The organism is Faecalicatena contorta (genome assembly GCF_022835095.1).
GTDB classification, from domain to species: domain Bacteria; phylum Bacillota; class Clostridia; order Lachnospirales; family Lachnospiraceae; genus Faecalicatena; species Faecalicatena contorta.
This window is the reverse complement of sequence record NZ_BQNQ01000001.1, coordinates 828,409-841,293: the sequence shown is the minus strand read 5'-3', so window position 1 is coordinate 841,293 and position 12,885 is coordinate 828,409. Positions and strand designations below refer to the sequence as shown.

Sequence of the window (12,885 nt, the reverse complement as noted above, 5' to 3'; positions counted from 1 at the left end):
GTCCAGTTCATTCAATACTACATTTGCAAGAAGTGGGGATAGAATCCCCCCTGTGGAGTACCTGTTTCTGGCTCAATGGTTATGTCATTGAACAGGATTTCTGCCTTTAGCATCTGTTTGATAATCATAATCAGCTTTCTGTCCTGTATTCCAATCCCCCACAACTGCCGAATGAGCTTACCGTGGTCGATATTATCAAAGAAGCCAACAATGTCCACGTCAACTACAAAGTGCAGATTTTGCAACTGTGCCATTTTATAACACTGTGCGATTGCATTCTGTGTTGACCTGTATGGTCTGAAACCGTTGTTCCGCTCATGGAATTTCGCTTCACAAATCGGCTCCAGTATCTGTAGGATACACTGCTGTATCAGTCTGTCCCAGATACTCGGAATCCCCAATGGTCTGGTCTTTCCGTTATCTTTGGGGATTTCTACCCGTCTGACCTTTTTGGGCTGATAATAGTTCAACTTGTTTCTGACAGTTTTAATGACCGTTTCGATGGGAAGTGACTGTATTGCTTCAATCGTTTTCCCGTCTGTGCCGGGGGTTTTGCTTCCCCCGCTTTTGCAGATGTTGCGGTACGCAAGCATGATATTCTGCTCTGACACTATCAGTGGCATGAGCCTGTCAAATATCTTAGCGTTCAGGCTGTTTTCATATAACTGATAGCCTGTTTCTTTAGCGTCATATCTTTCTGCATTCCGCTCTGCTCTATTTACAATTCGTTTTGCCATAGTAACCAGCTCCTTGTCGGAGAATGATTTTTTCTTAGTCGCACCACGACAGCTATGAAAATCTCCTTTTGGTGATTACTATATAGACATGAAAGAAAATCTTAGTATCGGCTTGAGGCTATCCCTCCACCGCTTATTATCACGGCTTCACAGGTACTGTGCCTCTACTCTCACAACCATTAATGTGCTTATTGTAGAAGAAGTTCTTTCTGTGCTTCTTCCTTTTCGACACAAATACGGTACTTTGCCGCTGATACAGTCAGCTCCCGTATTGGCTGCTTTCCACGTTCCACATAACTTAGGATTGTTGCCACTTAGGTCGTTCCTTTAGCCCTGCAAGCATTATCTTCAAGGAGAATCCTTAAGATACCTGCGCCCTGTAAGCGCAGAGGGCATTTCATACTAACAACTTTTACTTTGCCCCGCTTGCGTACCTCTGGTACACTTGCATTTCTACAAGCCATTCGTTTAGAGCCGTACATTCGGAACTTTGTCAGACCGCCTTTTTGGTCATTCTAACCATATGGCAACCCCACCCGCACTGTCACACACAACCCGTACCTCTACGAATCTTTCCTCGCCTTCCGGCGTTAGGGTGTGCTTCGCACGACTTCCCCGAGCTCGATAACCCCAGCCGTCTGTATCCGGCTGACGCTATTCGGAGTATTAGTGAATCCCCTTCCGGGCGTTGCCCCTTCATTTGAGATTTCAGTTATGCAGTTCTCTAAAACCACATTTATTAAGTTATTTGTGACTTTAGGCTACGCTTTTGTCGGTTATTCCCACCGTTTTGGGCGTAGAACGTGTCACACTGTTGGCGAACTCGTCCAAAATCAGCCGTACATGGACGGGCAGCCGCCCGCCGTATTTATCATCCGCCCGGTCGCACAAAAGGTTGATAAGCTGGCTCTGCACCATAGCCAGAATGAAATTAAAGGTCGTGTCCGTGTCGCTCATAATGAGGAACAGGGCCGTTTTTTCATCCCCGATGGTGTCAAGCTCCAACTCGTCGTCCTCCATCAGCTCCCGCACTTCCCGGATGTCGAAGGGCGCTAATCTGGCTCCGCAGCTAATCAGAATCGAGGAACGGGTCTTGCCGGCGGATAACAGGAATTTACGGTATTGGCGCACGGCAAAGTGTTCCGGGTCTTTTTCTTCCAGCCGTTCAAACATCAGGTCAACCGGCGATTGAAATTCCGGGTCGTCCTCGCGGGCTTCACTGGCGTTAATCATTTCAAGCAGCGTCGTGAAATTCATTTCATCGTCCGGCGCTTCATACCAGATATAGCCAATGAGGGCGGAGTACAAAAGCCGTTCCGACTTCACCCAAAAATCCTCGGCGCTCTTTTCGCCCTCCCCCTTGGTGTTGCAGATCAGCGTGTTTACCAGCTTCAAGATGTCCTTTTCGCTGTGGATATAGCGGAACGGGTTATACCGCATACTCTTGGAAAAGTTGATGGTATTTAGCACTTTCACCCGGTAGCCGCTTCGCACAAGGAGCTGGCCCACCTCCCCGATCAGGCCGCCTTTGGGGTCAGTGATAACAAAAGAGGTCGGATAGTCCTTGGACACGCACTGCATGAGGTATGAGGTAGGCACCCTGCGCCTTGCTGACTTTCATCAGTAGGTTTCAGGGAGCCGCCTCCCAAACCGGACGTACACCTCTCAGCGTATCCGGCTTTCCATGAATCACCTTGATTCTTTGGTTTCGTGTAAGAGTTCAAAGCAGTCAGGGCAGAGAGCCAGAGATTTTCTTCTCATTTTCAGCATTTTCTGCTCAAATATATCCCTGCCTTTCAGCGATTTCAGCGTTCTTACGTGGTGCATACATAAATAGTCTGCATGTTCCCCGCAAATCTCGCATACTCCGGCTTTTATGCGGTTTACTATCGTGTGCCTGCTGTCATATTTCCTATAACTCGGCATAACGTCTGCCACATTGTCATAGCCGTCGCTGTGCTTTCTGAATCCATCATGGTAAAATTCGCAGTATTTACGTCCCTTAGTTGTATCGTATGGGATTCTCAGTACTCCGTTTACCATGTGCCGCTTCTTAATAACACTGACATTCGTTCTGTGCTTTCCTGCCAGAGTTTTTAACATGCTGTACCGCACCATGTAGTAATACTTGTGCAATGCGCCTACGTTTTCTGCTATCCGATAGAAGTTATATAACCCTCGAATTTCGGAATTGAAAGTAGACACAATCTCTGCGTCGCTGCGGTTCATCAGGTCTTTCCTTGGCATAGGCCGCCACATTTCTTTGCCTGTGTCATTGTTGCGTTTCACCTGTATCGCTCCCCGTTCCATCGCTTTTTTAATCCATTTTTCTTTCGGCATATACAGGAATACTTTTCCATACCACACCCGTTTCATGTCGCCGTTTTTACAACGCTTCATGTTCTTGGAATGGATTACTTTGAAATCGTACCCCAGATAGCGTACCGGCTTACTGGAATGGGTGACTTTCGTCTTTTCCTCGGACATTTCCAAATGCAGTTTTTCTTGGAGAAAGATTTTTACATCTTCCTTGATTTTTTCTGCGTCCTTTTTGGAGCCGATAACGCCGATTACAAAATCATCGGCGTAACGGTTGTACTGGATTTTCTTGAAGCCTTCCTCAAACGGATTGTAATAGTGCTGATTCATCTTCTTCCTTCTGGAATCCTTAAATTCTTTTACCAGTTCAGGAGTTGATTTTTCTGCGCCCATTAACGCTTTACGTGCCTTTCTGTATCTCCGGGACGCCCGCTCGTATTCTCTGGTCGTCCTTCTGCGTTCTGGCTCGCAATCATACTTTTCTTTGTATTCCTGCATATAGTTGTCCAGTTCGCTGAGGTAGATGTTTGCACATATCGGACTGATACCGCTGCCCTGCGGAACACCGGAGTAGGTGCAGTTGTACTGCCATTGTTCCATATATCCGGCTTTCAGGAACTTCCAGATTAGACCGATAAAAGCCTCGTCTGAAATCCTTTTCCGCAGTAATTCAACCAACACATGATGGTCGAAGTTATCAAAGCACGCCTTAATGTCTCCCTCGACAATCCATGTAACACCTGTGAAGTTTTTCTTCACTTGCGTAAGTGCCGTGTGACAGCTTCTTTTTGGTCTGAAACCGTGTGAATTGTTGCTGAATGTCGGCTCATAGATTGCTTCAAGAATCATTCTGACCACTTCCTGCACTAACTTATCATCAGTAGAAGTGATTCCCAACGGGCGAAGTTTCCCGTTCTTTTTAGGAATGTACTTTCTTTTTGCAGGCTTTGGCTGATATGTCCTGTTGCGTATGGATTCAATAATCCGGTTAATTCTCGGCAGGCTCATGTTGTCCAGCGTCTGCCCGTCTACCCCCTGCGTCATGCTCCCCTGCGATTTCGCAATGTTCGCATATGCAAGGAGATAGAACTCTGGATTGTATAGGTTGCGATATAATCTTTCATATTTGTAGTTACTTACACTTGCCTTTTCTTCAAGGCTTTTCAAGACATGAATCGGATTTCTCATAGTGTCTCACACACCATCCTTTCTGTTTTGAAAATGATTCACTGTTCCCCTTTGCCATGTAGACGGCTTTCCCGTCCGCAGACTACTATGGGAACTCTGTTGCCATGGTGAATATTCAGAACCCCGCATTTCAGCGTTTTCATAGCCTTTCGGCATTTCACTTTAGGCAATCCCCGTTTAGTACGGTATAAACAAGCGTTCCACGTTGTCGGTATGTGACGTTCGCCTTTTTCCACTTTCCCGTGGCTGAACCTGCTCCGAGTATCAGCAGCCGCATAGCCAAACAATGCGACTGTCAGGAACACTGACGAGTACAACCTCTCTACGTCAGGGGTACGCTCTTGGTCCCGATTTCAGGCTGTCATTCAAGCAGTCTAGCTTCCATCCTCATACGTGGATTTTCATTCCGTCACGCCGGCGCTTCTGAGGCTTCAGCGCCCCGTGTCCTCCGTCATGCTATGGTCGCCCTCCGGTTTCCCTTTTGGGGTAAGACGGGGAATGATAGGTTGCGGCACAATGCCGCTTGATACTTTTACCTACTACTTGCTCAAGGTAGGATTTATACCGCCCTTACGGGCGCACTGGGCTTCACAAAAAATCGCGTCTTGCCGCTGCCGGAGCCGCCGATCACCAGCACGTTTTTGTTTCTGGCCGTCTTGGGGTCTTTGGGCCGGTTGTTCATGGTGAGGCGTTCCGTCTGTGTCAGCAGGATATTGTTATCAAACACGGGGTCGATGTACGGGGCTATATCTTTGGGGCCGCCCCAACGGGCGCTGCCATACTCTACCCCGCGCCGGTATTTCTTGGCGTTCTTGCCTTTCAGGTACACCATCAGCCGCAGCAGCGCCGCACCGGTCACGCCGATTAGCAGGTCAAAGCCGTGGAAGCTGGGGGCGGCGCTCTCAAAGGCCGCTGAAAACCCGTCGAGGAAGTGCAGCAGCTTTTCCGAAATATCCGCCCCGGACGCCAGCCGGTATGCCTGCCCCAGCTTGCCGAACAGATAGACAAACAGGAGATAGGGCAGGTTGGCAATTATCAGTTTTTTTACTTCTGGCTTCACAGCGACAGCCCCCTTTCCTTGACTTTCTCCTTGGCCCGCTGTTTCTCTTTGGCCGCAGCCTTTTGTTTCATGGCGGATAGGGTCTTTCGGATGGAGGGCCGTTCCTCCCGGTTTAGCTTCTTGGCTGTGAACTCCTTGAACGCCTGTTCCAGATTGTCCGCCTGCTTGGTCTTAAAAATCACGATATAGCGGGGCGGATGGGTGGTATTGTCTTTCCGCAGGCTAAAATCAAGGTCGTATTTCTTGGCGCAGGGCTTAAACAGGCCGATGTTGGCCTCGGTGATTTCGATATTGGACAGCGCGGAACCGTCCCGTTTGAGCTTCCGCAAGCTCTGCTGGCCGTGGGGAAGTCTGGCCTTGCCCTTTTTCCGGGCTTCCAGATACTTCTTCATGGCCGCTTGCAGCGCTTGGCCGGTGAGCTTGCCGGTCTTGATTGCTAACGCTATGGTTTTCTGATCGACTTCTTCCTGCAACTGCCATCCCTCCTTTGGAAGTCAAGCAGGCAGGCGGCGCGGCTTAAATCCGTACCCGCAGGCCGGAGAGGTCGTCGGCGCGTATGCCGACAAGATACCATTTCTCCGCCATTTCAATGCGGGTCGGCCTCCACCTGCCGCCCACCATCACGTCAAAGGTTTCCCCACAGTGCAGGCCGCCGTAGTAGTCCGCCAAATCAAAGCGGATGTCGTAGCGGTCTGTCTGTTCGTCAAAAATCAATGCACCCTGTTTCATAGGGCCGTCCTCCTTTCAGATTTTGCCGGTGTTCATATCGTGGGCCACCAGCGCCGTATAGTAACCGCTGATTGTGCTTGGCGCATTGAACAGCGCCGCCAGCAGGTACTTCTTGATGTTGCGGATTTCCGTAGTGTTCTTGCTGATACAGTCAAAGACAAACTCGATATGGGAACTGTTCAGCTTCATCAGCTTGGCCTTTACCAGCTCGGCGGGGTAATCGTCCCCGGCAACGCGGATGGTCTTTCTGGCGCTGCATACGGTTTCCACAAGCAAGTCCACGATCTCGTCCAACAGCTCCCGGTCAAGCCGGGTGTTCTGTACCAGATGGGAATACTCGATATTGTCCATGATGATTTCCCGATAAATCGCTACGGCGCTCTGTGTCGCCGCTTCCTTTCCATTCCGTTCCGGCGGCTCTGCCGCCCCGTCCTCTAAAGGAGAGGGAGGGGAAAGGATAGGAATGGAATCGGTATTTAATCCATCCGTAGTTAATGGTTCTTTTATTTGTCTATCTTTATTTAATTGCATTGGTTTTCCCTGCGTAGGCTTTTCCTGTGTTGGTTTTTCCAACATTGGATTTTCCAACGTAGGGGAATCCGGCACTGGCTGGGGCTGCTCGTAAATAAGATAGTCCGCGCCGCGAAGCCGCCCCTGCCCGTCGCGCTCACGGGAACGGACGATATACCCGGCCTGTTCCAGCTCCCAGACAGCCGCCCGGATAGCGTCGATCTGTTCCCGGTTGATAAGGGATAGGCCCTTTAGGGTAAAGTCCCAGTCCTCCGGCAAGGACAGCATTTGCGACAGCAGGCCCTTGGCCTTTAGGGATAGGTCTTTGTTCCGCAGGTGGTGGTTCGACATGACCGTGTAGCCCCGGTTTTTCTCCACGCGAAAAACTGCCATTTCGTCGTCAACTCCTTTCACTTGAAATTTCGCCGCGCCGTCAAGGGCGGTGAGCTTGCCCGGCTGGTAGGGACATTCTGCGTAGACGCAAAACTGATACTTCCAGTACGGGCGGTAAAAGCGGCAGGTGCCGCAATCCTCCGGCGCTCCGGCCTCGCCGTTGTCAAAGTGGTCTGCGCCCGGCCTCTCCTGCATGAGCTGTTCAAAGGCCCGGTCGTCGCCGGATGTGAAGTACATAGGCGGTCGCCTCCTTTCTGGTTTTAGGCGCAAAAAAAGCAGCGTCCCTTATTTCCCCGCAGGGAAAAGAGAACGCCGCTTCTTGCGGTGTCGTATTCAATTTTTGATGTGTCCTATTTGGGTAGGGGGTACTTCACGGGAGAAAGCAGCGTGTCAAGGCTCAATCCGAATGTAGTAAATGAGTAGTAAATTCAGTTCTCATATCCCGTGAAATGCCCGTATTTCCGGGCTTTTTTGAGATAATCAGAGTTTTTATCATAATATTTACAGCTCTGCTGAATACGTGCCTGCAGGACATGCAGCGGGACGACTCACGGATATGTCTGTCCCTAGGACTGCGTCCCTGCTGTTAATGCCATACATTTCAAGATGTCTTTTCACTATACTTCTTTTTCATAATCTCGCGCATCGCCCGCAGAGCGTTCCCTCTGTGGCTGAGCTCATTCTTCTTCTCCGGCTCCATCTGCGCTGTCGTACAGCCATATTCGGGTACGTAAAAGATAGGGTCATAGCCAAAACCATTGTCCCCTATGATTTCATGCCCGATGACGCCTTCTATAGTCCCCCTGACAGTTTCTGCAGTCCCATCCGGAAAGACAGCCGCTATGGCACATACAAATCGCGCTGTGCGCTGCTCATCAGGCACATGCTCCAGCTGATCCAGAAGCATCTGGTTTTTGATGTCGTAGGAAGTGTCAACTCCGGCATACCTTGCCGAATAAATCCCCGGCGCCTTGTCCAGATAATCAATCTCCAGTCCGGAGTCATCTGCGAGGATCACATCATGCGGTAACAGCTCCGAAATTGCTTTCGCCTTAATCATCGCATTTTCTTCAAAAGTTGTCCCGTCCTCCACGATATCAATATCTATCCCTGCTTCTTTCATGGAGTATACTGGAATCCCAATATCATCCAGGATCATTCGGATCTCTTCCATCTTATGCTCATTGCCTGTTGCGAAAATGATTCTTTTATCCATAACCGTATTCCTCTATTCTTTTGGTTTTGGCGGCTTTGGCCCCAAAAACTGATAAAAATATGTCTTGATCATTCCGTTGTAAATCTTGCGGTTCTTATCCGCCGTACGTCCAAAATACCGCTCCGCATCCTCATAGCTGGTGATCATATAGGCTGACCAACTGTCCAGATTCCAGAAGCTCTCGCCAAATTCGCTGTACAGGGATGCTAATGCCTGTTTTTCTTCCAGTCTTTCTCCATATGGGGGGTTGGTAATGATAAATCCGTATTTCTTAGGATGCCTCAAATCCCTGACATCACGCTGCTGGAAATGAATCATATGATCCACTCCGGCATCCTGCGCATTCTGTCTTGCCGCCTTCACCACGTCTGCATCTAAGTCATACCCCTGAATATCAACTTCCACGTCATCCTCAATCAAATCATTCGCCTCATCGACGGCCTCATACCAGGCATGACGGGATATCAGGTTTGTCCAGTCCTCCGCGAGAAACGACCGGTTCATGCCCGGCGCAATATTTGCAGCCATCATAGCAGCTTCTATAGGAAACGTGCCGCTGCCACAGAATGGATCCACCAGAATCCGTTCCCTGCTCCAAGGGGTCAGCATTATTAATGCGGCCGCCAGTGTTTCTGTGATAGGAGCTTTGCTGGACAGCTGACGGTATCCTCTCTTATGAAGGGATACGCCCGATGTATCGATCCCCACCGTTACCATATCCTTCATTAAAAAAACACGGATTGGGTATGACGCGCCGTTCTCCTCAAACCATTTCATATGGTAATGCACTTTCATCCGCTCTACCATGGCTTTTTTCATAATGGACTGTATATCGGACGGGCTGAAAAGCTTGCTCTTGACAGAGGCCGCCTTAGCCACCCAGAACTTCCCATCCTTCGGAATTAATGTCTCCCATGGAATCGCTTTTGTATTCTCAAACAATTCGTCAAATGTCTCTGCCTTGAAATACCCCACTTTCAACAAAATACGTTCCGCTGTACGCAAAAATATATTCGCCCTGCAGATCGCCTTCTCATCACCATAAAAAGTTACTCTTCCGTCTTCCACCTGTGCAATCTCATACCCCAGATCCTGAATTTCTCTCTTCAGAACCGCCTCAAGGCCAAAATGGCAAGGTGCTATCAATTCAAGCTTATTATTCATCAAATCCTCCAATCGGACAATATCAATATATCTTTATTTTTCAATATATGTATACATATTACTATAAATTTGGGACGTAGTAAAGTTGAACTTTACTACGTCCCAAACCTGTTTATTATCTATTTTAAGTCAAGTCCAGACTCCTGTGTAAAATGCTATACAATGTTTTTACCATTTCTACTTATCAAAATTGATGTATTTTCTTGAAGAATAAATCCATTCATCATGTAGGTCCATAAGAACGGCTCCAATTAAGCGATTGGCTGATGTTTGATTGGGGAAGATGCGAATAATCTTTTCTCTTCTGCGTACTTCTTGATTCAGTCGTTCAATTAGATTGGTACTCTTTAGTCGATTGTGGGAATTTCCTTGTACGGTATATTGAAAGGCGTCTTCGAATCCATCATCCAATGATGCGCAAGCTTTTGAATATTTTGGTTGATCGATATAATCATGAATCAATCGATTTTTAGCCTCACGCGCTAAGTTAATATCTGTGAACTTAAAAATTCCTTTAACAGCTTCTCTGAAAGATTTTGAATTTTTTTTAGGAATGGTGGTAAAGATATTTCTTAGGAAGTGAACTTGGCATCTTTGCCAACTTACGTTGGTGAAGGATTTTCTAATGGCAGAGACTAATCCTTTGTGCGCATCAGAAATAACGAGTTCCGTACCTTGTAAACCGCGTTCTTTTAGGTATTCAAAAAATGTTGTCCAGGTCTCTTCGCTTTCGCCACTTTGAATCATGAAGCCGATAATTTCACGGTCGCCATCTTTGGTTATTCCAATCGCTATATGACAGCTTTTTGAGAGTACTCGATTTTCTTCTCGTACTTTTATATAGAGTACATCGGTCATTAAGTAAGGATAATTTTTTTCTGATAATAAACGATTCTGCCACTCGTTAACCATAGGTTCTAGCTGTTCTGTTAAGCTAGAAACGAAGGACTTAGAGACGGATTTACCACAAAGTTCTTCCACAATTTTTGATACTTTACGAGTTGAAACGCCTGATACATACATTTCCAACATTGAAGCCATGAGGGCTTTTTCGTTTCGTTGATAACGTTCAAACACTGTGGGTGAAAAATGGCCATCACGTGTTCTGGGTACTTTTAATTCTAGCGTGCCTACACGTGTCGTAAAGCTGCGCTCATAATAGCCATTTCGTTGACTTTGTCGGTTTTCTGTTCGTTCATATTCTTTTGCTTGAATATATTCTGTTCGTTGATTTTCCATTAGTTGATTAAATACCGTTGTTAAAATATTTTTAGAAACGTCATCCTTTACAGAATATTCAATAATGCTTTGAATCTCTTCGCTTTTCAGTGTAAAATGTACTTGGGTCATGTAAAAGTCCTCCTGGGTATGTTTTTGTCGTTAAAAACATTGTACCGTAAAAGGACTGTTATATGGCCTTTTTACTTTTACACAATTATACGGACTTTATCCTATTTTAGATGAATTTTGCTTTATTATTCATTATTTATAAAATTATATCATTACCACGCCTTTTCCGGAGTAATAAAAGATATAATGAATCCTCATACAGCCTTTTAGCGAATAGCAATAAGATTACTGGAATTTTCATATATATTTTTGGGAACATAGTTGGTCAATATAATGGCACTTGAGAACTCTCCAAATGTAACCGAACATACATTGCCAAATTTGGCCGCATCGCACAGCATATATTTCTTCTGTGACTTTTCCATCGCTTTTTGCTTAACCAGCGCCTCACTAACATCAGGGGTGGTGTATCCGTTCTTTTTCGTGATCCCGTTTGCCCCAAAAAAACCAATTGTAAAATGAAACTTCTCCAGGCTGTTCAAGGCTTCCCCGCCAACAACCGCTTCCGTAGACTCTTTCAGTTCACCGCCTATAATCATGGTTTTAAACCCCATGGCCGCAAGCCGCCGTGCATGGGAGACTCCGTTGGTTACATACGTAGCACTCCTCTCCTGGATATAGTCTATCATGTACCCGGTAGTTGTACCCGCATCCAAATAAACAAAATCATCTTTTTTTATCATAGAGGCGGCATACCTGGCAATCTTGATTTTCTCAGTCCGGTTAATCTCTTCTCTGTTGGAAACCTTCTCGTCCTTTGTATGGAACGTATCCCCAGCCAATACGGCACCCCCAAAGACTTTAACCAGCTTCCCCTCTTTGTGCAGGGCAGTGAGATCCCGCCTGATCGTAGATTCAGATGCTGAAAACTCTTCCATCAGTTCCTGGAGAGTCACACTTTTTCTATTTTCCAACAGCCTTAATATCTCCTGATGCCTTTTTCTGAGCAGCATTCAGCTCCACCTCCTGCAAATAGCCTGCTTATCGCTTTCCACTTATTATACAATTCGGAACCTTCTAATTCAATCCTTATCTTAAAGCATATATTTACTTAATTACTGCTTTGAGCATATTACTATGCACGGCCCCGTGAATAGTAACTTGAGTATTCCGCTGCAAACTCGAACATTCTGGCCACATTCTCCGGCGGTATGTCTGATTGGATATGGTTACATGAACTCAGTATAAATCCTCCGTCCCTGCCCAATATATCAATCAGTCTTTTCACTTCATCCTCTACCTGTTCAATCGAACCTGTCATAGCTTTTTGTGTATCTACTGCTCCGTGGAAACAAATCCTGTCTCCAAATTTATCTTTTAAGGTAACCGGATCCATTCCTACAGCAGAGGTTTGAACGGGATTTAGTATATCAACACCGCAGTCGATCAAATCTTCTATAATATCAGCAATAGCTCCGCAGCTGTGCAGATAAATCTTGGCCTGCGGCGCCTTCTGCCTGATTGCCTTGTTCAGCTTTTTTCTGGCCGGGAAGATAAACTCCCTGTATGCATCCGGTGATATCAGTAGGCTTTGCTGGCTTCCGTAATCGTCTCCTGACTCTACAATATCAATATATTCCCCAACTTGATCCAGCAGATATCCATACATCTCTATCTGGACTTTTAATATCTTTTCTATCAGGGCATGGGCAAATTCGGGATCTGTTATCGTATCTACCATGAAATTTTCCATCCCTCTCAGCCAACAGGCGATTTCAAATATACCGTTGCAGGGCATTCGAAGAGATATTGCATATTCGTTCTCCTCATGCAGCTTCTTTGCCCTCTCCTTCATTCCTGTTACATCCAGCATCTCTTCCGGCTGTGGCCATGGATAGGTATCCAAATCTTCCAGTTCTGCATCTTCCAGCGGGTTTTTTACGGTCTCCACATATAAACCGGTGTCTCTCTGAACAAGTCCCCATTCATTGGAAAAAGTACCGTCATCGTGATATTTGGGATATTCCTCCGACTGCTTTGCAAAAACTCTCCGGATATCAATATCAAATCTATCCAGAATCCGTTCGTCATAATAACATACATTGGATCCCTTTCTGTACGGCTCAATCTCTCCTTCTATCCCCAAAAAATCCTTAACCTTAAAGTAAGCCTTGTCTACCATGCTGCAGGCAGTCCCCCCTAAATCCAGGGGGATCCTGTCCACAGGCTTATGATTCACCGCACATAATACTCTTTCTTTTGATGTCATAAAATTTTCC

Annotated in this window: 11 protein-coding genes and 2 pseudogenes; all 13 read right to left on the bottom strand. The window is 46.6% G+C overall.

Annotation, left to right across the window (positions count from 1 at the left end):
* Window positions 1–17: 17 nt before the first annotated feature.
* The 13 genes and pseudogenes from MWG26_RS22885 to MWG26_RS03750 all read right to left on the bottom strand — a co-directional run bounded on the left by MWG26_RS22885 (window position 18) and on the right by MWG26_RS03750 (window position 12,875).
* Complete coding sequence (locus tag MWG26_RS22885; RefSeq protein WP_207658940.1) at window positions 18–737, bottom strand: reverse transcriptase domain-containing protein; 720 nt, start codon at window positions 735–737, stop codon at window positions 18–20.
* Between the two features lie 188 nt (window positions 738–925).
* Window positions 926–1,051, bottom strand: coding sequence for a hypothetical protein (locus MWG26_RS22680; RefSeq protein ID WP_270629529.1), 126 nt, complete (start codon window positions 1,049–1,051; stop codon window positions 926–928).
* 499 nt (window positions 1,052–1,550) lie between these two features.
* Window positions 1,551–2,321: pseudogene (locus MWG26_RS03800) on the bottom strand (VirD4-like conjugal transfer protein, CD1115 family); the annotation flags it as partial.
* A gap of 105 nt (window positions 2,322–2,426) precedes the next feature.
* Entirely contained in the window at window positions 2,427–4,244 is a 1,818-nt protein-coding gene (locus MWG26_RS03795) for a reverse transcriptase domain-containing protein (RefSeq protein WP_003504504.1), read from the bottom strand.
* A 580-nt stretch (window positions 4,245–4,824) separates the two neighbouring features.
* Window positions 4,825–5,304: pseudogene (locus MWG26_RS03790) on the bottom strand (VirD4-like conjugal transfer protein, CD1115 family); the annotation flags it as partial.
* On the bottom strand, window positions 5,301–5,777 hold the full coding sequence (locus MWG26_RS03785; RefSeq protein ID WP_117441073.1) for a PcfB family protein: 477 nt from the start codon (window positions 5,775–5,777) through the stop codon (window positions 5,301–5,303). The pseudogene MWG26_RS03790 and the gene MWG26_RS03785, both read right to left, overlap by 4 nt.
* 43 nt (window positions 5,778–5,820) lie before the next feature.
* Window positions 5,821–6,033, bottom strand: a complete 213-nt coding sequence (locus MWG26_RS03780; protein WP_003504510.1) for a DUF5348 domain-containing protein — start codon at window positions 6,031–6,033, stop codon at window positions 5,821–5,823.
* 15 nt (window positions 6,034–6,048) lie between these two features.
* A complete protein-coding gene (locus tag MWG26_RS03775) occupies window positions 6,049–6,936 on the bottom strand; it encodes a DUF6017 domain-containing protein (RefSeq protein ID WP_270629536.1) in 888 nt (295 codons plus the stop codon).
* A 601-nt stretch (window positions 6,937–7,537) separates the two neighbouring features.
* Entirely contained in the window at window positions 7,538–8,152 is a 615-nt protein-coding gene (locus MWG26_RS03770; protein WP_025654732.1) for an XTP/dITP diphosphatase, read from the bottom strand.
* A 12-nt stretch (window positions 8,153–8,164) separates the two neighbouring features.
* Complete coding sequence (locus MWG26_RS03765) at window positions 8,165–9,316, bottom strand: THUMP domain-containing class I SAM-dependent RNA methyltransferase (RefSeq protein ID WP_117441072.1); 1,152 nt, start codon at window positions 9,314–9,316, stop codon at window positions 8,165–8,167.
* Between the two features lie 177 nt (window positions 9,317–9,493).
* Window positions 9,494–10,666 (bottom strand): IS256-like element IS256 family transposase, encoded by a 1,173-nt coding sequence (locus MWG26_RS03760; RefSeq protein WP_000195429.1) that lies wholly within the window; start codon window positions 10,664–10,666, stop codon window positions 9,494–9,496.
* A gap of 206 nt (window positions 10,667–10,872) precedes the next feature.
* A complete protein-coding gene (locus MWG26_RS03755) occupies window positions 10,873–11,619 on the bottom strand; it encodes a DeoR/GlpR family DNA-binding transcription regulator (protein WP_025654730.1) in 747 nt (248 codons plus the stop codon).
* 122 nt (window positions 11,620–11,741) lie between these two features.
* The gene (locus tag MWG26_RS03750; RefSeq protein WP_025654729.1) at window positions 11,742–12,875 is read right to left on the bottom strand and encodes a uroporphyrinogen decarboxylase family protein; all 1,134 of its coding nucleotides are present in this window, start codon (window positions 12,873–12,875) and stop codon (window positions 11,742–11,744) included.
* Window positions 12,876–12,885: the final 10 nt, after the last annotated feature.

Excerpts from the sequence above, each read along its gene's own strand:
- MWG26_RS22885 (WP_207658940.1), bottom strand. The coding sequence starts at position 737 with ATGGCAAAACGAATTGTAAATAGAGCAGAGCGGAATGCAGAAAGATAT.
- MWG26_RS03795 (WP_003504504.1), bottom strand. The coding sequence starts at position 4,244 with ATGAGAAATCCGATTCATGTCTTGAAAAGCCTTGAAGAAAAGGCAAGT.
- MWG26_RS03780 (WP_003504510.1), bottom strand. The coding sequence starts at position 6,033 with ATGAAACAGGGTGCATTGATTTTTGACGAACAGACAGACCGCTACGAC.
- MWG26_RS03775 (WP_270629536.1), bottom strand. The coding sequence starts at position 6,936 with ATGGCAGTTTTTCGCGTGGAGAAAAACCGGGGCTACACGGTCATGTCG.
- MWG26_RS03770 (WP_025654732.1), bottom strand. The coding sequence starts at position 8,152 with ATGGATAAAAGAATCATTTTCGCAACAGGCAATGAGCATAAGATGGAA.
- MWG26_RS03765 (WP_117441072.1), bottom strand. The coding sequence starts at position 9,316 with ATGAATAATAAGCTTGAATTGATAGCACCTTGCCATTTTGGCCTTGAG.
- MWG26_RS03760 (WP_000195429.1), bottom strand. The coding sequence starts at position 10,666 with ATGACCCAAGTACATTTTACACTGAAAAGCGAAGAGATTCAAAGCATT.
- MWG26_RS03755 (WP_025654730.1), bottom strand. The coding sequence starts at position 11,619 with ATGCTGCTCAGAAAAAGGCATCAGGAGATATTAAGGCTGTTGGAAAAT.
- MWG26_RS03750 (WP_025654729.1), bottom strand. The coding sequence starts at position 12,875 with ATGACATCAAAAGAAAGAGTATTATGTGCGGTGAATCATAAGCCTGTG.